At 60.2% G+C, this 17,016-nt stretch carries 20 protein-coding genes; 6 read left to right on the top strand and 14 right to left on the bottom strand.

Annotation, left to right across the window (positions count from 1 at the left end; genetic code table 11):
- Positions 1-11 precede the first annotated feature (11 nt).
- Positions 12-1,379, bottom strand: a complete 1,368-nt coding sequence (locus tag PQR62_RS19925) for a M16 family metallopeptidase (RefSeq protein ID WP_408159770.1) — start codon at positions 1,377-1,379, stop codon at positions 12-14.
- A 186-nt stretch (positions 1,380-1,565) separates the two neighbouring features.
- Here PQR62_RS19925 and ftsY point away from each other — a divergent pair, with 186 nt between their 5' ends.
- The 5 genes from ftsY (at position 1,566) to rpoH (ending at position 5,939) form a co-directional block, all read left to right on the top strand.
- Positions 1,566-2,714, top strand: coding sequence for a signal recognition particle-docking protein FtsY (ftsY, locus tag PQR62_RS19920; protein WP_408159769.1), 1,149 nt, complete (start codon positions 1,566-1,568; stop codon positions 2,712-2,714).
- A 14-nt stretch (positions 2,715-2,728) separates the two neighbouring features.
- The gene (locus PQR62_RS19915; RefSeq protein ID WP_408159768.1) at positions 2,729-3,001 is read left to right on the top strand and encodes a helix-hairpin-helix domain-containing protein; all 273 of its coding nucleotides are present in this window, start codon (positions 2,729-2,731) and stop codon (positions 2,999-3,001) included.
- A gap of 70 nt (positions 3,002-3,071) precedes the next feature.
- Positions 3,072-3,764 carry a cell division ATP-binding protein FtsE gene (locus tag PQR62_RS19910; RefSeq protein ID WP_408159767.1) on the top strand — a complete coding sequence of 231 codons (693 nt, stop codon included), beginning with the start codon at positions 3,072-3,074 and terminating at the stop codon, positions 3,762-3,764.
- Complete coding sequence (ftsX, locus tag PQR62_RS19905) at positions 3,761-4,684, top strand: permease-like cell division protein FtsX (RefSeq protein WP_408159765.1); 924 nt, start codon at positions 3,761-3,763, stop codon at positions 4,682-4,684. Before PQR62_RS19910 ends, ftsX begins: the two co-directional genes overlap by 4 nt.
- A gap of 358 nt (positions 4,685-5,042) precedes the next feature.
- Positions 5,043-5,939 (top strand): RNA polymerase sigma factor RpoH, encoded by an 897-nt coding sequence (gene rpoH, locus PQR62_RS19900; protein ID WP_408159764.1) that lies wholly within the window; start codon positions 5,043-5,045, stop codon positions 5,937-5,939.
- A 120-nt stretch (positions 5,940-6,059) separates the two neighbouring features.
- Here the strand turns inward: rpoH and PQR62_RS19895 are convergent, their stop codons facing one another.
- From PQR62_RS19895 to PQR62_RS19875, 5 genes are all read right to left on the bottom strand, one after another.
- The gene (locus PQR62_RS19895; RefSeq protein ID WP_408159763.1) at positions 6,060-6,647 is read right to left on the bottom strand and encodes an SCO family protein; all 588 of its coding nucleotides are present in this window, start codon (positions 6,645-6,647) and stop codon (positions 6,060-6,062) included.
- Between the two features lie 8 nt (positions 6,648-6,655).
- Complete coding sequence (gene cyoE, locus PQR62_RS19890) at positions 6,656-7,549, bottom strand: heme o synthase (RefSeq protein WP_408159762.1); 894 nt, start codon at positions 7,547-7,549, stop codon at positions 6,656-6,658.
- Between the two features lies 1 nt (position 7,550).
- Positions 7,551-8,681, bottom strand: a complete 1,131-nt coding sequence (locus PQR62_RS19885; RefSeq protein WP_408159761.1) for a COX15/CtaA family protein — start codon at positions 8,679-8,681, stop codon at positions 7,551-7,553.
- A gap of 82 nt (positions 8,682-8,763) precedes the next feature.
- Positions 8,764-9,378, bottom strand: a complete 615-nt coding sequence (locus tag PQR62_RS19880; protein WP_494410468.1) for a redox-active disulfide-containing membrane protein — start codon at positions 9,376-9,378, stop codon at positions 8,764-8,766.
- Positions 9,374-10,129: an SURF1 family protein gene (locus PQR62_RS19875; RefSeq protein ID WP_408159760.1), complete on the bottom strand. Its 756-nt coding sequence runs from the start codon at positions 10,127-10,129 to the stop codon at positions 9,374-9,376. The genes PQR62_RS19880 and PQR62_RS19875 overlap by 5 nt, the downstream gene beginning before the upstream one ends.
- A gap of 78 nt (positions 10,130-10,207) precedes the next feature.
- Between PQR62_RS19875 and PQR62_RS19870 the strand changes: the two genes are divergently transcribed.
- On the top strand, positions 10,208-10,408 hold the full coding sequence (locus tag PQR62_RS19870; protein WP_408159759.1) for a twin transmembrane helix small protein: 201 nt from the start codon (positions 10,208-10,210) through the stop codon (positions 10,406-10,408).
- Between the two features lie 94 nt (positions 10,409-10,502).
- Here PQR62_RS19870 and PQR62_RS19865 read toward each other — a convergent pair whose 3' ends face one another.
- The 8 genes from PQR62_RS19865 to PQR62_RS19830 all read right to left on the bottom strand — a co-directional run bounded on the left by PQR62_RS19865 (position 10,503) and on the right by PQR62_RS19830 (position 16,977).
- The gene (locus PQR62_RS19865; protein ID WP_408159758.1) at positions 10,503-11,363 is read right to left on the bottom strand and encodes a cytochrome c oxidase subunit 3; all 861 of its coding nucleotides are present in this window, start codon (positions 11,361-11,363) and stop codon (positions 10,503-10,505) included.
- Positions 11,364-11,461: 98 nt separating this feature from the next.
- The gene (locus PQR62_RS19860; protein ID WP_408159757.1) at positions 11,462-11,680 is read right to left on the bottom strand and encodes a DUF2970 domain-containing protein; all 219 of its coding nucleotides are present in this window, start codon (positions 11,678-11,680) and stop codon (positions 11,462-11,464) included.
- Between the two features lie 46 nt (positions 11,681-11,726).
- Positions 11,727-12,293, bottom strand: coding sequence for a cytochrome c oxidase assembly protein (locus tag PQR62_RS19855; RefSeq protein ID WP_408159756.1), 567 nt, complete (start codon positions 12,291-12,293; stop codon positions 11,727-11,729).
- Positions 12,290-12,400 (bottom strand): cytochrome oxidase small assembly protein, encoded by a 111-nt coding sequence (locus PQR62_RS19850; RefSeq protein WP_408159755.1) that lies wholly within the window; start codon positions 12,398-12,400, stop codon positions 12,290-12,292. Before PQR62_RS19850 ends, PQR62_RS19855 begins: the two co-directional genes overlap by 4 nt.
- 74 nt (positions 12,401-12,474) lie before the next feature.
- Complete coding sequence (gene ctaD, locus PQR62_RS19845) at positions 12,475-14,082, bottom strand: cytochrome c oxidase subunit I (RefSeq protein ID WP_408159754.1); 1,608 nt, start codon at positions 14,080-14,082, stop codon at positions 12,475-12,477.
- Positions 14,083-14,100: 18 nt separating this feature from the next.
- Entirely contained in the window at positions 14,101-15,261 is a 1,161-nt protein-coding gene (gene coxB / locus PQR62_RS19840) for a cytochrome c oxidase subunit II (RefSeq protein ID WP_408159753.1), read from the bottom strand.
- A gap of 36 nt (positions 15,262-15,297) precedes the next feature.
- Complete coding sequence (locus tag PQR62_RS19835; RefSeq protein ID WP_408159752.1) at positions 15,298-15,753, bottom strand: DUF2244 domain-containing protein; 456 nt, start codon at positions 15,751-15,753, stop codon at positions 15,298-15,300.
- 270 nt (positions 15,754-16,023) lie between these two features.
- Positions 16,024-16,977, bottom strand: a complete 954-nt coding sequence (locus tag PQR62_RS19830) for a methyltransferase domain-containing protein (RefSeq protein ID WP_408159751.1) — start codon at positions 16,975-16,977, stop codon at positions 16,024-16,026.
- Between the last annotated feature and the right edge of the window lie 39 nt (positions 16,978-17,016).

Here is a 17,016-nt window from a genome sequence, read left to right as displayed (position 1 = left end):
AGCGTCGACGATCAGTGCAGCATACCGGGCGGCGGCGCCAGTTTCTTGCCGTTCAGCGGCAGCGGCACCAGCGTGGCGGCGGTCAGGTTGTCGTCATTGAAATACTTTTTGGCAACCGCCTGCACCTGCTCCGGCGTCACCGCCTTGAGCCTGTCGATGATGCGATCGATGTTCTTCTGGCCGACGCCGGTCATTTCCATCACGCCGATTTCCATGGCCTGCCCCATCACCGAGTCGCGCTTGTAGACCTGGGAGGCGATCAGCTGCGTCTTGACCCGTTGCAATTCCTGCGGCGACACGCCTTCATCGGCAATCCGTCTGACTTCGGCGCGCAGCAGATCTTCGAGTTGCGCCGTGGTGGTGCCGGCGCTCGGCGCACCTTCCAGCGTGAACAGCACCGGACCGCGTGCAATGCCGCTGTAGCTGGCGCCGACGCTGGTGGCCAGCTTGCCGGTGCGCACCAGACGCGCATTCAGACGCGCGTTGTCGTAGCCGTCCAGCACGCCGGACAGCACATCGAGCGCGTAAGCGTCCTGATCCTTTTCCACATCACGCAGGGCCGGCACCTTGTAGGCCAGCACCACATAAGGATTTTCAGCCGGCGCCTTGACCGTGACCCGTCGCATGCCGTCCTGCTTTGGCTCGGTCTGCGGCTTGGACTGCGGCAGGGCATGCGAGGCAATCTTGCCGAAATACTTGTTGGCCATGGCCAGCACGCGCTGGGCATCGACATCGCCGGCCACCACCATGGTCGCGTTGTTCGGCGCATACCATTTGCGATACCAGGCGGCGATGTCCTGAATGTTCATGTGTTCCAGATCGTCCATCCAGCCGACCACCGGATGATGGTAAGGATGGGCAACGAAGGCGGCGGCGTTGAGCGCCTCGTCCAGCATGCCCATGGGCTGGTCGTCGGTGCGCCAGCGGCGTTCTTCCATCACGACCCGGATTTCCTTGGCGAACTCGCCGGCGTCGAATTGCAGATTGGCCATGCGGTCCGCTTCCAGCGCCATCACCGCTTCCAGCCGCGAGGTCTCGATCTGCTGGAAGTAGGCGGTGTAGTCCTTGCTGGTGAAGGCGTTTTCGTTGCCGCCCATTTCGGCCACCAGACGGCTGAATTCGCCAACCTTATGCTTCTTCGTGCCCTTGAACATCATGTGTTCCAGCGCATGCGAAATGCCGGTGGTGCCGTTGATTTCGTCGATCGAGCCGACCTTGTACCAGACCATCTGCACCGCAGTCGGCGCCCTGTGGTCTTCCTTGACGATCAGCTTCATGCCGTTCTTGAGCGTGAACTCCTGCGCCGGGGCGGCGTGGGCCAGTGCAGTGCAGAGGCCGAAAAGCCCCATCGACAGGATTGCTCTGATCTTCAATTTCATTCGCTGTGCTCTGATAAAATGCGGGATTGTTTAGCCTGGGCGCCTGCAGCAACGCCGGCCTTGTGGATGGGCAATTGTAACCTGTCCAATGCGCTTGTCTGCGTGCACGCCCGGCCTGACTTGAACCATTCCCCCGCTGCTGCGCCGATCCGCGCCATCCGCCAACCGAGTCCAATCCAGCATCCGATGTTTAGTTTCTTCAAGAAAAAACCCAAGCCGGACACACCGGCAGCGCCAGTCGAACCGCAGCAGCTTGCGGCTCAAGCTGTTCCCGTCCCGCCAGCGGCCCCTGCATCTGATCCCGCTCCGGTGGCACCGCCAGTGCTTGCGACACCGCCGGCCCAAGCCACGCCGGAAGCGCAAGCAGCCTTAGCGGAAACGCCGGAGCCGCCCGACACCGTAGAAATCGTGCAGGCGCCGCCGCCCTCGCCGGAGGCCAAACGCTCCTGGCTGTCGCGCCTCAAAAGCGGCCTGACCAAGACCTCCACCAACCTGACCACGCTGTTCATCGGCGCACGCATCGACGATGAGCTCTACGAAGAGCTGGAATCGGCCTTGCTGGTATCGGATGCCGGCGTCGAAGCCACGCAATGGCTGCTGAACGCGCTCAAGAAAAAGGTCAAGGACGAACGCCTGACCGAAGCATCGCAGGTGCGCACCGCCTTGCGCGCACTGTTGATCGAACTCTTGCAACCTTTGCAACAGCCGCTGGTGCTCGGCCGCGAAAAGACCATGGTGATGATGATTGCCGGCGTCAACGGCGTCGGCAAGACCACCACCATCGGCAAGCTGGCCAAGCATTTGCAGGCGCATCAGCAAACCGTGCTGCTGGCCGCCGGCGACACCTTCCGCGCCGCCGCGCGCGAACAGCTGACGATCTGGGGCGAGCGCAACAATGTCAGCGTGATCTCGCAGGAATCGGGCGACCCGGCTGCAGTGGCCTTCGACGCCGTGCATTCGGCGCAGGCGCGCGGCATCAACATCGTGATGATCGACACCGCCGGCCGCCTGCCGACGCAATTGCATCTGATGGACGAGCTGAAGAAGGTCAAGCGGGTGATCGCCAAAGGCATGGCCACGGCGCCGCACGAAGTGCTGCTGGTGATCGACGGCAACACCGGCCAGAACGCGCTGGCGCAGGTCAAGGCCTTCGATGATGCGCTGGGCCTGACCGGGCTGGTGGTGACCAAGCTGGATGGTACCGCCAAGGGCGGGATTCTGGCCGCGATCGCCAAGACGCGGCCGGTGCCGCTCTACTTCATCGGCGTGGGCGAACAGATCGAAGACCTGCAGCCCTTCAACGCGACCGAATTTGTCGATGCGCTGTTGAGCTGAACTTAGCTGAAGCCATGCACAGCGCCGCCGGTCTTTCTGTATTTTGTGAAGAGGAACGGCGCCAGCTGTGCGCATTGCCCGGCGTCGGCGCCGGCATCCTGCGCCGGCTGGAAGCACTGGGTCTGAGCAGCCTGCAGCAACTCGGCACGCTGGACGCGCACGGCTTGACGCACCGGCTGGCTCTGGCAAACTGCTCGGATTGCTGGACCCGCAGCAGCGTGGCGCAGCAACGCATCGCCGCCATCATCGCGCTGGCGCAGGCCACGCAGCGGCGGAACGCAAGATGATCAAGACAGCTCCGTAAAGACATCCCTCTTGCAGGAATACATATAACAAGGCGATCCGGCACACATCTCGATGATTGAATTCTCCAGGGTATCCAAACAATATTCACGCGACGTCTATGCGCTACGCGACGTCAGCCTTTCGGTGAGCAAAGGCGAACTGCTGTTTCTGGCCGGTCCGTCCGGCGCCGGCAAGTCGACCCTGCTGAAAATGATCGCCGCCATGGAGCGTCCGACCGCCGGCACACTCAGCGTCAATGGTCAGAGCATCAATGCCATCAAGTCGTCCGGCCTGCCCTATCTGCGCCGCAATCTGGGCCTGATCTTTCAACAGCAGCGTCTGTTGCAGGACCGTAATCTGCTGGCCAATGTGATGCTGCCGCTGATCGTCACCGGCTCTTCGCGCCCGGATGCAGAGAAACGCGCCCGCGCCGCGCTCGACAAGGTCGATCTGCTGGACAAGGCCAACTCCGAGCCGCAGGAACTCTCGGGCGGCGAACAGCAGCGCGTGGCGATTGCGCGCGCCATCGTCAACCGCCCGCAAATCATTCTGGCCGACGAACCGACCGCCAACCTAGATCGCGCCAACGCCAACAAGGTGCTGGCCGCGCTGAAGTCGTTTCACGGCGTCGGCGTGACCTGCCTGATTTCCACCCATGACGAGCAATATCTGACCGGCGCCGACCGCATCGTCTATCTGGACCGCGGCCGCATCGTCGACGGCTGGCACAACGGCGTCGCCAATCCGGTGGAGGTATCGCCATGAACTGGTTGCGTCAACATTTCTTTGCGCTGGCAGATGCCTTCAACCATCTGATGCGCTCGCCCGGCAACTTCGTATTGAACGTACTGGTGGTGTCGATTGCGCTGGCGCTGCCGTTTTCCGGCCTGTCGGTGCTGGAAAACGTGCGGCCGATCTCGGATCAGATGTCGGTCGAGCCGGAGATCAGCATTTTCATGAAGATGGAGGCCACTCGCGAGAATTCGCAAGCCATGGCCGCCGCCATTCAGAAGGCGCTGAAGGAGAGCGACAGCGTCGGCAAAGTTGAATTCATCCCGCGCGAGAAGGCCTTTGAAGCGCTCAAGAACAAGACCGGCCTGACCGACGTGCTGGCCACCCTTGGCGCCAACCCGCTGCCGGACAGCTTCGTGCTGCGCTTGCCGGGCCTGCAGAACGCCATGAACGCCGGCCTGGTCGATGATCTGGCGCAAAAGCTGAAGGCACAGCCCAATGTGGATACGGTGCAGATCGATTCGGCCTGGGTCAAGCGGCTGGCGGCGCTGCTACGGATTCTGCGGCTGGTGCTGCTGTTCCTGGGCGTCACGCTGGGCGCGGTAGTGGTAGCGGTGGTGTTCAACACGATCCGCCTGCAAGTCATGACGCAGCGCGAGGAAATCGAAGTATCGCGCCTGCTGGGCGCGACCAATTCCTTCATCCATCGGCCGTTCTATTACACAGGTGCGCTGCTCGGGCTGTGCGCCGGCGCGGTCGCGCTGGGACTGGTGATCCTGGCGCAGCAGCCGCTGAACACGGCGATTGCCGAGTTCGCCCGGCTGTATGCCTCGGAATTCCGTCTGGCGCCGCCCAGCGCCTGGGCGATCCTGACTTTGCTGGCGGTCAGCGCCCTGCTCGGCCTGTTCGGTGCGATGCTGTCGGTCAAGCGCCATCTGGCGCGGCTGAGCTGATTTCACGGAAAAGAGGCAAACCGGCGGAATGCTCCGCTGTTGCTGAGGTGCTAATGCCATGCATTAGCGCCTAATCCTTCCTTTCCGGCAAACAATCTGGCGCACTGCAAAATTTGTTACAGCTTTTTGACTTGCCGCAGCAACTTTCATCCCCATACCAATTCTAATGTTTAGCGATGAAAGCAATTATTAATACAAATGCAATAGAGCAACCCTATCATCGTCTTCCAAACATGCAATTAGCACTCACTGGGATGGAGTGCTAAAATACCCGATAGAAATGCTCCAGTAATGCACAAGTTTTGGCAATTGCTTAAATTTACCCATCGCGCCCTCATTTAAGGGACAAGGAGAAACAATGAAAGCGTCTGCACAATCTGCAATCATGCCGGTCGAGGCCAACGCTCTCGCGCTCGGTTTTTCGGGCACTCTGGGCAACATCGACGCCTATATCTCGGCGGTCAATCGCCTGCCGATGCTGACTCAGGAAGAAGAAGTGTCGCTGGCCCGCAATCTGCGCGAAAAGAATGATCTGGGCGCCGCCCAAAAGCTGGTGTTGTCGCACTTACGCCTGGTCGTATCGATCGCGCGCGGCTACCTCGGTTACGGCTTGCCGCACGCCGATCTGATTCAGGAAGGCAATATCGGTCTGATGAAGGCGGTCAAACGCTTCGATCCGGATCAGAACGTGCGTCTGGTGTCGTATGCGATGCACTGGGTCAAGGCCGAGATGCATGAGTACATCCTGAAGAACTGGCGTCTGGTCAAGGTCGCGACGACCAAGGCGCAGCGCAAGCTGTTCTTCAATCTGCGCAGCCACAAGACAGGTCTGGACGCCATGACGCCGACTCAGGTCGACGCATTGGCCAAGACCTTGAACGTCAAGCGTGAAGAAGTGATCGAGATGGAAACCCGGCTGTCGGGTCGCGATGTCGCGCTGGAAGCGCCGACGGACGACGAAGACGACAAGTTCGCTCCGATTGCCTATCTGTCCTCGGACAACAGCGAGCCGACCCGCGTGATGGAAGCCAAACAATACGACCGCATGCAGTCGGAAGGGCTGGAAGCGGCGTTGAGCAAGCTGGATGATCGCTCGCGTCGCATCGTGGAAGCGCGCTGGCTGGCCAACGACGACGGTTCGGGCGCGACCTTGCACGAACTGGCCGATGAGTTCGGCGTATCGGCGGAACGTATTCGTCAGATCGAGGCAGTCGCCTTGAAGAAGATGAAGACCGCTCTGCAGGCTTATACCTGATAGGCTGAAGCAGCCTCTCTGATCCAGCAGCGAAGTCGGATCAGAATCTGAAGGCAGGAAGAAGAAAGGCGCTCAAACGAGCGCCTTTCTTCATTAGCCGGACTGGGTGAAAGAGTCTGATCAGGACAGCAGCAGCTTGATGTCCTGCGCCAATGGCTCCGCGCCCTGGCCATGCTTGATGAATAGCCGGATATGTCCTTCCGGATCGAACACATAGCTGCCGGCGGTGTGATCCATCGTATAGCTGCCCGGCGTCTTGCCCGGCACCTTCTGATAGAAGACCTTGAATTCCTTGGCGACCTTCTCGGTCGCCGCCTGATCACCGTACAGGCCGAGGAAGCGCTTGTCGAAGGCCGGTACATATTGCGACAGAATCTCCTGCGTATCACGCTCAGGATCGACGGTCACGAACAGCACCTGCACCTTGTCCGCCTGCGGGCCGAGATCCTTCATGACATTCGCCATTTCCACCATGGTGGTCGGGCAGACGTCCGGACATTGCGTGTAGCCGAAGAACATGACCACCACCTTGCCCTTGAAATCAGCCAGCGTGCGCGGCTTGCCGGTGTGATCGGTCAGCGCGAAATCCCTGGCGTAGCCGAGGCCGGTGACGTCGGTGTTGTTGAATTTCAGTTCCGGCTTGCCGCCGCAGGCTTGCAGCAGCGTGGCGGTGGCCGCCAGCAACAAGATAGACAGGAGACGTTTCATCAGAAAGATCAGAAGGAGCGGAACAGGAAATAATGATCGACCAGCAGCACCGCGAACAGCAGCGACAGATAGACGATGGAATAGGCGAAGGCCTTGCGCGCGATCAGATCGGTGTAATGCCGATAGATGCGCCAGGAATGCCACAGGAAAATCAGGCCCAGCACCACGGCGGCAGCCAGATAAATCAGGCCGCTCATGCCGACCGCGAACGGCAGCAGGCTGGTGGCGAACAAGGCAATGCTGTACAGCATGATGTGCTGCTGGGTCACCTTCATGCCGTGTGTGATAGGCAGCATCGGCAGACCGGATTTGGCGTAATCGTCGCGGCGGTACAGCGCCAGCGCCCAGAAATGCGGCGGGGTCCAGATGAAGATGATCAGCACCAGAAGCCAGGCTTGCATCGGCACGTCGTTGGCCATCGCCGCCCAGCCCAGCGCCGGCGGCATGGCGCCGGCCAGACCGCCGATCACGATGTTCTGCGGCGTCGCCGGTTTCAAAATGATGGTGTAGATGATGGCGTAGCCGACGAAGGTGGCGAAGGTCAGCCACATGGTCAAGGGATTGACCAGCGCGTACAGCACCCACATGCCGAGTCCGCCGATCACGCCGGAGAAAACCAGCGTCTGCGTTACGGTGATTTCACCGCGCGCCATCGGACGGCGGGCGGTGCGCGCCATCCGCGAATCGATTTCGCGCTCGACCAGGCAATTGATGGCAAATGCGGCGCCGGCCAGCAGCCAGATGCCGATGGTCGCGCACACCAGACGGCGCCAGTCAGGGACATCCGGGGAAGACAGCAGCATGCCGATCACCGCGCAAAACACCGCCAACTGAGTGACGCGGGGTTTGGTCAGAGCCCAGTACTGGGCGATGCGGTTCGGTTGTGCAGTCAAAGTGGTCATGTCAGGCTTTTTGCGCGTCGCGGGCGGGTATCGTGGCAATACGGGCGATACCGGCGGCGACAGGCGTGGCGTATCGAGCCTTGTAGTTTAACATGACCAGCAATGACACCAGTAAGGCCGCACCGCCGTTGTGCACCACAGCAATCGCCAGCGGCCAGTCCAGATAGATGGTGGCCAGCCCGGTTGCCAGTTGCAGCGCGATCACGATCAGCAGCCAGCGCCCGGTCTTGCGCAGCCCCGGATCCTTGAGCGCCTTATGCGCCACCCAGGCCACCACGGCGATCACCACGAAGGCAAAACTGCGGTGCACCCAGTGAATCGCGGTCAGCGCCGGGAACGGCAGAAAATCGCCGTCGGCCGTCATGCCCAAGTGTCGCCACAAGGAAAAACCATTGGCGAAATCCATCTCCGGCACCACTTTGCCGTGGCACAGCGGAAAGTCCTCACAGGCCAGCGCCGCGTAGTTGGTACTGACCCAGCCGCCCAGCGCAATCTGTATCACCAGCAGCACAAAGGCCAGCGTGGCCGGTCCGGTCAGCTTGCGCCCCAGTGCCGACACCGGCACATGTTCATTCTGTCGCGCCCCCAGCCAGACCAGCATTGCCAGCAGCGTCAGGCCGAGCAGCAAATGGATCGTGACAATCACCGGCTGCAGTTTCATGGTCACGGTCCAGGCGCCGAACGCGCCCTGCAGGCAGACGAACAGGAACAAGGCAGTCGGAAACCACGGCCGGAAGTTGCGATCGGTGCGGCCGGACTTGATCCAGCGCCGCCATGCAATCACCATCAGAATGATGATCAGCACGCCCACCGCCATCGCTACATAGCGATGCGTCATTTCGATCCAGGCCTTGCCCCAGGTCACCGGCCCGGTCGGCATCGCCTCTTGTGCCGCGTTGATGTGTTCATGCGCCAGCAAGGGATTGGAATGACCGTAGCAACCCGGCCAGTCCGGACAGCCGAGACCGGAGTCGGTCAGGCGCGTGAAGGCGCCGAACATGATCAGGTCGAAAGTGAGGAACAGCGTCACCCAGACCAGTTTCCGGTATTTGTTGGCGTCCGCCGAAACCCAGACCAGCGTGAGCGGTATCAGCGCCACCAGTACGCCCATGATTCCCAATTGGAGCAGCATCGTTGTTACTTTCGCCTTACATTCACTTGTTGCCTTGATATGTTCCCAGCATTGGTGCGCTGCACGCGCCTGCGCCGGCAGATCAACCGATGGCCGACGCGCGCAGCAGCTTGCTGATGTCTTTTTTCATCTTGCCCGGATCAGGATCCCTGGGGAAACGCATCATCAGATTTCCCAGGGGATCGATCAGATAAATATGGTCGGCAGCCGTGGTGCCGGCATCCACCGGCAACCAGGCTTTCAGCTTCGCCGCGTCGACACGCAACATTTCCATGCCGTCGTATTCGCGGATCAGCATGGTTTCCAGCGGCGCCTTGTCGTTCACCAGCCAGACGCGCTCGATGCGTTCCATTTCCTTGCCCTGCATCAGCCGCAGCTGGCGCATGGTAAACAATTTCTTCTTGCAGGCGTCATTGCAGTCGCCGCCGTCCACCTGCACCATCAGCCACTTGCCCTTGAGATTGGCCAGCGAGGCCGGATCGCCGTCCAGCTCGGTGGCGCCCAGATCGGGAATCGGATACTCGCGCGGGTCGATCAGCGTGCCGTAATTGTTGCGCCCCTCCGGCTTGATCACGTAGTAAGTCAGATACGAAGCGATCATCGGCGCCGCACAGACCAGCACCACCAGCAGCATTTTCCAGCGGCCGATGCGGCGCTGGCGTTGCGGATTGCTGCCGGCCGTCGCGGCGGAATTAATTGCGTCCTGGTTTGCGTCCACGTCTGAATCCTGTCACAACAAAAAAGACCAGCGCCATCGCCGCCAGCGCATACCACTGCAGCGCATAACCGCGATGACGATCGATACCGAGCGAAGGCGCGGGCCAGTCGCGCACCAGCGCATCGCCGACGTCCTTGCCGCCCTGCTCGATCACGAACGGCGCCAGCGGCAGACCACTGGCCTGCGCATAGGCGGCGACATCCAGATTTTGCAGAATCGCACCGGGCCTCGGCGCATCGGCCTGGCCCAGTTGCAGCACGTGCCCGGCGTCCTGCCGCAGCTCGCCCACGATCTGCGTCGTGCCGGCGGGCGTCGGCACCTGCGGCACTTTAGCCCGATCCGTCGGATCGCGCGGCGACCAGCCGCGCATCACCAGCACCACCTGATCCGAGCCCGCTATTTTAAACGGCATCACCACATAGAAGCCGGGCACACCTTTATACGGTCGGTTTTCCAGATAGCTGGCCCAGCCGGGAAGATATTCGCCGCTGAGTTGTACATGCCGAAACTCCAGGCTATTAAAACCCGCGCTCCCGTCTTTGCCGGCCTCATCGGCGCTCGCCGGCAAGCTCGTGAGCGGCGGCGCCGTTTCACGCTCGTCCATGCGCGCCTGAATCTCCAGTTTCTGTTGCGCACGATGCGTTTGCCACTGGCCCAGCGCCACGCCCGCCGCCGTCACCAGCACGGTGGCGCAAAACGGAATCCAGCCGAAACGGAATCTGATTGGCATTACAATAATCGCTCCAGACTACACAAATAATTAACTTGATACGGAGACCAGCGGCCAGCTCAACGGCGCACCAACATCATGAAAATCATCGTCGCCATCGCCTTCATACTGATCATCGGCAGCCTTGCCTCGGCCCTGCTTTTCCTGATGCGCGATCGCGGCCGCAGCAATCGTACCGTACAGGCGCTGACCATGCGCGTCGGTTTTTCGGTGGCGCTGTTCTTGTTGCTGTTGCTGGCCTACAAACTGGGCTGGATACAGCCGACCGGCATTCGCTGAGGCCGACATTGTTCAGAAGTAAAAAAGCCGCACCGAAGTGCGGCTTTTTCATGTGCGCAAGCGCCATTGTTCAGCTCACCAGCTCACCCGTGCATCAGAGCCAGTACACGACCACATACAAGCCCAGCCACACCACGTCGACGAAGTGCCAGTACCAGGCCGCGCCTTCGAAGGCGAAGTGATGCTCGGGCGTGAAGTGTCCGCGCAAAACCCGATACAGCACCACCGACAGCATGATGGCGCCCACCGTCACGTGGAAGCCGTGGAACCCGGTCAGCATGAAGAAGGTCGAGCCGTAGATGCCGGACGTCAGCTTGAGGTTGAGCTCGCTGTAGGCGTGCATGTATTCATACGCCTGAAAGCCCATGAAGATCGCGCCCAGCAAGACCGTCAGAAACAGCCACACTGCGGTCTGGGTACGATGGCCGGCGCGCAACGCATGGTGCGAAATGGTCAGCGTCACGCCCGAGGTCAGCAGCAAGGCGGTATTGATGGTCGGAATCGGGAACGGGCCCATCACGTTGAACGATTCCACCGTACCGGCCGGGCCGGTATTGCCCCAGTGCGCCGCGAAGTCGGGCCACAGAATCTTGTGATCCAGATCGGCCAGCCACGGCATGCTGATGCTGCGGGCGTAAAACAGGGCGCCGAAAAATGCGGCGAAGAACATCACCTCGGAGAAGATGAACCAGCCCATGCTCCAGCGATAGGAGAGATCGATGCGCTCGCTGTAGAGGCCGGATTCGGACTCCTTGATGGCGTCGCCGAACCAGAAGTACAGCACGGTCAGCACCATCAGAATGCCGAAGATGTTGACGTAAGGCGCCCATGACAAACCGTTGACCCAGCCCGAGGCGCCGATCATGGTGATCAGCAGTGCAATGCCGGCCAGCAGCGGCCATCTGGAAGGCCCAGGAACAAAGTAGTACGGCGTCTTGGCGTGTTGAGAACTCATGTGCATCTCCCGATACAAAATTCAATTGTCTTGTTGGCTGCTCTGCTCTTCCAAACTGCTCTGCATCACGATCCGGCTTGCTCTCGCGCCTTGCCGCTTCAATGCTGCGCCACCACCAGTTTCACTATCGTGATCAGCACGGCGATGAAGATCGCCGCACCCAGCACGCCAGCGATCAGCACGTAGACCGGATTCAATCTGGCCGCGTCCTGCTCATAATCGCTTTTCTTGCGCACGCCGAAGAAGGACCAGAACACCGCCTTCATCGTCGCGCCGAAAGAAGCCTTGCGTTGCGTTGCCCGTTTCAGATCATTCATCGCCGCCATCCTCCGACTGCCTCTGTCCCGACTCAGACTGTACTGTTCAGCTTGCCTTCTTGTCCTTGCCGCCGATTTCAAAGAAGGTGTATGACAGCGTGATGGTCGTCACCTCCTTGGGCAAGGCCGGATCGATGTAGAACACCACCGGCATCTGCTTGGCCTGATTCGGCCCCAGCGTCTGCTGGGTGAAGCAAAAACATTCCACTTTCTTGAAGAAGGCCGCCGACTGCTGGGGCGCGTAACTCGGAATCGCCTGCGCATCGACATTGCGCGCCTGCGTATTCACCACTTCATACATCACCTGCGTCATCTCGCCCGGATGCACTTGCAGCGTGGCCACCGTCGGCCGGAAACGCCATGGCCCCTGGGCATTGCCGTCGAACTCGACGGTGATGGTGCGGCTCTTGTCGACCTGCGAATTGGTCGGCGTTGCCACCGTCACATCTTTCGGCGTCAGGAAGTTGACGCCGGTCACTTCACAAATCTTGCGATACACCGGCACCAGCGCATAGCCGAAGCCGAACATCAGCACCGCAATGATGATCAGCTTGCGCAGCATCACCCGGTTCAGACCGCGCTCTGCGCCCTCCTCGTGGCCGGCATCGCTCATTTTGCGAACCAGATGCGATTGACGAAAATACCGACGAAGAACGCCAGCGCCACCAGGCCCAGCAGCAGGCCGGTGCGAGTGTTGTTAGGTTTCTTGCGATCTGTCATAAGCCGACGGGCCGCAGCCCGCCCTCCTGAAACTAAGTCCGAACAGCCAACAGAGACGACGGAAATCGGGCTGATTACTTCAGCACCGGCGGTTCTTCAAAGGTGTGGAATGGCGCCGGGCTCGGCACTGTCCATTCCAGGCCTTCAGCACCTTCCCACGGTTTGGCTTCGGCCGGCTTGCCGCCCTTGATCGACGGGATCACCACGAAGAACAGGAAGTACACCTGGCTCAGACCGAAGCCGAAAGCGCCGATGGTGGCCAGCATGTTGAAGTCGGTGAACTGCGCCGGATAGTCGGCATAGCGGCGCGGCATGCCGGCCAGGCCGAGGAAGTGCATAGGGAAGAAGGTGACGTTGAACCAGATCAGCGAATTCCAGAAGTGGATCTTGCCGCGTGTTTCGCTGTACATGAAGCCGGTCCACTTCGGGCCCCAGTAGTAGAAACCGGCGAACAGCGCGAACAGCGAACCGGCCACCAGCACGTAGTGGAAGTGCGCCACCACGTAGTAGGTATCCTGCATCTGGATGTCGATCGGCGTGACCGCCAGAATCAGGCCGGTGAAGCCGCCCATGGTGAACACGAAGATGAAGCCGACCGAGAACAGCATCGGCGTTTCAAAGGTCATCGAACCGCGCCACATGGTAGCGATCCAGTTGAAGATTTTGACGCCGGTCGGCACCGCGATCAGCATGGTGGCGTACATGAAGAACAGCTGCGCCGTCACCGGCATGCCGGTGGTGAACATGTGATGCGCCCAGACGATGAAGGACAGGATCGCAATCGATGCGGTCGCGTACACCATCGAGGCATAACCGAACAGCGGCTTGCGCGCGAAGGCCGGAATGATCTGCGAGACGATGCCGAAGGCCGGCAAGATCATGATGTAGACCTCGGGGTGGCCGAAGAACCAGAAGATGTGCTGATACATCACCGGGTCGCCGCCGCCGGCCGCGTTGAAGAACGAGGTGCCGAAGTGGCGGTCGGTCAGCGTCATGGTGATGGCGCCGGCCAGCACCGGCATCACGGCGATCAGCAGGTAGGCGGTGATCAGCCAGGTCCAGCAGAACATCGGCATCTTCATCAGCGTCATGCCGGGCGCGCGCATGTTGAGGATGGTGACGATGATGTTGATCGATCCCATAATCGACGACGCGCCCATGATGTGCATCGCGAAAATCGCCATGTCCATGCCGGGGCCCATTTGGGTGGACAGCGGCGCATACAGCGTCCAGCCGGCAGCGGTGGCGCCGCCCGGCACCAGGAAAGAACCGGCCAGCAGCAGCGCGGCCGGCGGCAGCAGCCAGAACGAGAAGTTGTTCATGCGCGCAAACGCCATGTCGGAGGCGCCGATCTGCAGCGGGATCATCCAGTTGGCGAAGCCGACGAAGGCCGGCATGATGGCGCCGAACACCATCACCAGGCCGTGCATGGTGGTCAGTTGATTGAAGAATTCCGGCTTGAAGAACTGCAGGCCGGGATGGAACAGCTCGGCGCGGATCAGCAGCGCCAGCACACCGCCCGACAGCAGCATGGTGAACGAGAACCACAGATACAGCGAACCGATGTCCTTGTGATTGGTGGCGAACAGCCAGCGGCGCCAGCCATGCGGGTGGTCATGTTCGTGTCCATGCGCATGATCGTGAGAATGATCGTGACCGTGATCGACAGCAGTTGTACTCATTTCCAATCTCCCAATCAATTACTTGCGACCAGCCAGAACATCCGTCGGCTGAACAATGTTTTCCTGCGGCTTGTTGGACCAGCTGTTGCGCGTATAGGTGATGACGGCGGCAATTTCGGTGTCGTTGAGCACCGTCTTCCAGGCCGGCATGGCGTTCTTGCCGTTGAGCACGGTGTGAATCTGCGGCGCCTTGGGGCCATTCACGACCGGGTCGCCGTCGAGCGCAGGAAACGCGCCGGGCACGCCCTTGCCGTTGGCCTGGTGGCACACCACGCAATTGGCGGTGTACACTTTTTCGCCGCGCTGCTTGAGTTCGTCTATGGTCCAGACCTTGTTCGGATCGTCCGCCTTGGCCGCCATTTCCTTCTTCTTTTCGTCGACCCATTTCTTGTAATCGGCTTCGCTGACTACGTTCACCACGATGGGCATGAAGGCGTGATCCTTGCCGCACAATTCGACGCACTGGCCGCGATAGGTACCGATCTTTTCGGCCTTGAACCAGGTGTCGCGCACGAAGCCGGGAATCGCATCCTGCTTGATGCCGAAGGCGGGAATGGTCCACGAGTGGATCACGTCATTGGCGGTGGTGACGATGCGCACCTTCTTGTTGACCGGCACCACCACAGGATTGTCGACTTCCAGCAGATAGTTGTCGTTCTTCTTGATCGAACCGTCGGTGATCTGTTCCCGCGGCGTCGCCAGATTGGAAAGGAAGGAAATGCCCTCGCCTTCGCCCTTCAGATAATCGTAACCCCACTTCCACTGCATGCCGGTGACCTTGATGGTGAGGTCGGCGTTGGAGGTGTCTTTCATCGCCACCACGGTCTTGGTGGCAGGCAGCGCCATGCCGATCACGATCAGGAAGGGCACCACGGTCCAGGCGATTTCAACGCCGGTGCTTTCGTGGAAACTGGAGGCCTTGTGGCCCAGTGATTTGCGATGCTTGAGGATGGAGTAAAACATGACGCCGAACACGGCGACGAAGATCACCAGACAGATGATCAGCATCAGGTGATGCAGGTCGTAGATCTGTTCTGCGATCTGGGTGACGGGCGGCTGGAAATTCATCTGCAACACGGCGGGGCCGCCGGGACTGTCCACCACTGCCCAGGACGGCATGCCTGCCGCCAGCAGCGATGCACCGAGGATCAAGGATGAAAGGCGCTTCGCTTGTGTCATGATTTCCTCAAAAGCCCAAAATATAAGAATTTTTTGCTAATACTGAATACTGGTTCTGGATGCAAGCTCCTGGCGGAGCTCCAGCGCCAATTCGCGGCGCTTCCATTCGGTCAAAAACCGGCCCACCTCGACACGCGCGTCAGTTCCGGCCAGCCCGATGAGCTTCCACCGGTTTTCAGGGAAATCGACGCGCACACCGCGCAAGTCCAGCTTAAATCGGCTCGCCTTGCCCGCCCGGGTCACTTCAACCAGCAGGCAGTCGTCTCCGAAGGCGACGTATTCCCGGTCGGTTGCATGACGTGCATAGGCCAGAAAGGCCAGTCCGACCGCTGACAGCTCAATAACAGAAAAAATCAGGATGTACCAGGCGCCGCGCAGTGTGAACACCAACGCGACCGTCAGTGATACCGCACAGAGTAATGCATAGACCTGCGCCAGTTGGCGCGGCGCAATCGAGCAGTTGCGCTTTAATATCCATTCCCTTGTCTCCATTTAGCACCTCGCCAATATTTGATAGGCTGAGTGTGTCTCTTATAATAAAACCCTCGGAGTATAAGGGGTAAGTGCGAAAGTTATCAAGCGCTCAAAAACCTGCATCAAAGCGCCTCCGGCGCGTCTATTGACACCTCTGAAAGGCGCTTGCAGCCTGGCGTTTGACAATTTTCGCAACGTTCTCCGAAAAGTCTGTTTCCTCCACAATACAACAGCCGCCGTACTTTACAGTTCAGCGCTCAATCTGACATACGGCGCGGCCGATACCGCTTATTGCTTCTTTGGAAAATCGAGGCGGATGATGGATTCGCCGCTGGCGGTTTTCCGTGGCACCGGCCTGAATGCATGACCATAGACTACTTCGAAGGTCAGCGGTATTTTTCCGTCGGCGCCGCGCATGTTTTCAAAGGCCTGCAACAGCTTTTGCTGCGCCGCACGACCGATCAGACCACGACGTCGCGACTCCAGCGGATTGCCGCCCCAGGCACGCACGTCCTGCAGCAATTTCTGCGGCGTCTGATAGGTGACGGTGATGTTTTCCATATCCATCACCGGCGTCGAAAAGCCGGCATTGACCAGCATGTCGCCGAAGTCGTGCATGTCGACGAAGGGCAAGGTATGCGGCGCCATGTCGATGCTGTCGAACGCGCTGCGCACTTCGCGGAAACTGTCCGGCCCGAAGCAGGAAAACATCAGCAGGCCCTGCACCCGCAGCACGCGGCGCCATTCGGCAAACACCCGATCCGGCTGCGGATGCCAGTGCACCGCCAGATTCGACCAGATGACGTCGAGCGCGTCGTTGGCCAGCGGCAGGCGCGCGAAATCGGCGCAGGCCAGCTCGGCGCCGCCGGCGCCGGCATTGCCGCCATTCGGCAACCACTTGTTGATGGAATTGAGCAGGCGATTGACCGCCGAACGTGCCGCATTCTGCCGCGCGCGCGCTACCGCCAGCATGGCGAAAGCGCCGTCCAGCCCGATCACCTGCGCCTCGGGAAAATGCTTTTGCAGCGCCAGCAGATCGGCCCCTTCGCCGCAACCGGCATCGAGCAAATGTTGCGGCGCAATTTTGACCAGCTCCAGCTTCTCCTGCATGCGGCGCGAAATTTCACGGCGCAGGAAATCGGACTCCGCCACCCGCTCCGGCCGCCCGAAGAAACGGCGAACCAAGGGTAAATCGATGGGCGCGCTCAATTTGGCGCTGGCAGAGGGAGGGCTGAGAGACATCGGAAGCTTTACTGGAACTTGGTGAGATAATCGGCGCTA

The sequence above is a fragment of the Herbaspirillum lusitanum genome (assembly GCF_046025995.1).
In the GTDB taxonomy this organism is placed as follows: domain Bacteria; phylum Pseudomonadota; class Gammaproteobacteria; order Burkholderiales; family Burkholderiaceae_D; genus Herbaspirillum; species Herbaspirillum lusitanum_A.
The sequence above is the reverse complement of the archived record's forward strand: the minus strand, read 5'-3'. Positions and strand labels throughout refer to the sequence as shown.

Bases quoted from the DNA above. Each gene is read 5' to 3' on its own strand.
- PQR62_RS19835 (WP_408159752.1), bottom strand. From the start codon at position 15,753: ATGGAGACAAGGGAATGGATATTAAAGCGCAACTGCTCGATTGCGCCG.
- PQR62_RS19915 (WP_408159768.1), top strand. From the start codon at position 2,729: ATGCACAGCGCCGCCGGTCTTTCTGTATTTTGTGAAGAGGAACGGCGC.
- PQR62_RS19875 (WP_408159760.1), bottom strand. From the start codon at position 10,129: ATGCCAATCAGATTCCGTTTCGGCTGGATTCCGTTTTGCGCCACCGTG.
- PQR62_RS19870 (WP_408159759.1), top strand. From the start codon at position 10,208: ATGAAAATCATCGTCGCCATCGCCTTCATACTGATCATCGGCAGCCTT.
- coxB (WP_408159753.1), bottom strand. From the start codon at position 15,261: ATGACACAAGCGAAGCGCCTTTCATCCTTGATCCTCGGTGCATCGCTG.
- PQR62_RS19850 (WP_408159755.1), bottom strand. From the start codon at position 12,400: ATGACAGATCGCAAGAAACCTAACAACACTCGCACCGGCCTGCTGCTG.
- PQR62_RS19855 (WP_408159756.1), bottom strand. From the start codon at position 12,293: ATGAGCGATGCCGGCCACGAGGAGGGCGCAGAGCGCGGTCTGAACCGG.
- ctaD (WP_408159754.1), bottom strand. From the start codon at position 14,082: ATGAGTACAACTGCTGTCGATCACGGTCACGATCATTCTCACGATCAT.
- PQR62_RS19885 (WP_408159761.1), bottom strand. From the start codon at position 8,681: ATGCTGCTCCAATTGGGAATCATGGGCGTACTGGTGGCGCTGATACCG.
- PQR62_RS19865 (WP_408159758.1), bottom strand. From the start codon at position 11,363: ATGAGTTCTCAACACGCCAAGACGCCGTACTACTTTGTTCCTGGGCCT.
- PQR62_RS19895 (WP_408159763.1), bottom strand. From the start codon at position 6,647: ATGAAACGTCTCCTGTCTATCTTGTTGCTGGCGGCCACCGCCACGCTG.
- PQR62_RS19860 (WP_408159757.1), bottom strand. From the start codon at position 11,680: ATGAATGATCTGAAACGGGCAACGCAACGCAAGGCTTCTTTCGGCGCG.
- PQR62_RS19910 (WP_408159767.1), top strand. From the start codon at position 3,072: ATGATTGAATTCTCCAGGGTATCCAAACAATATTCACGCGACGTCTAT.
- PQR62_RS19830 (WP_408159751.1), bottom strand. From the start codon at position 16,977: ATGTCTCTCAGCCCTCCCTCTGCCAGCGCCAAATTGAGCGCGCCCATC.
- ftsX (WP_408159765.1), top strand. From the start codon at position 3,761: ATGAACTGGTTGCGTCAACATTTCTTTGCGCTGGCAGATGCCTTCAAC.
- cyoE (WP_408159762.1), bottom strand. From the start codon at position 7,549: ATGACCACTTTGACTGCACAACCGAACCGCATCGCCCAGTACTGGGCT.
- rpoH (WP_408159764.1), top strand. From the start codon at position 5,043: ATGAAAGCGTCTGCACAATCTGCAATCATGCCGGTCGAGGCCAACGCT.
- ftsY (WP_408159769.1), top strand. From the start codon at position 1,566: ATGTTTAGTTTCTTCAAGAAAAAACCCAAGCCGGACACACCGGCAGCG.
- PQR62_RS19925 (WP_408159770.1), bottom strand. From the start codon at position 1,379: ATGAAATTGAAGATCAGAGCAATCCTGTCGATGGGGCTTTTCGGCCTC.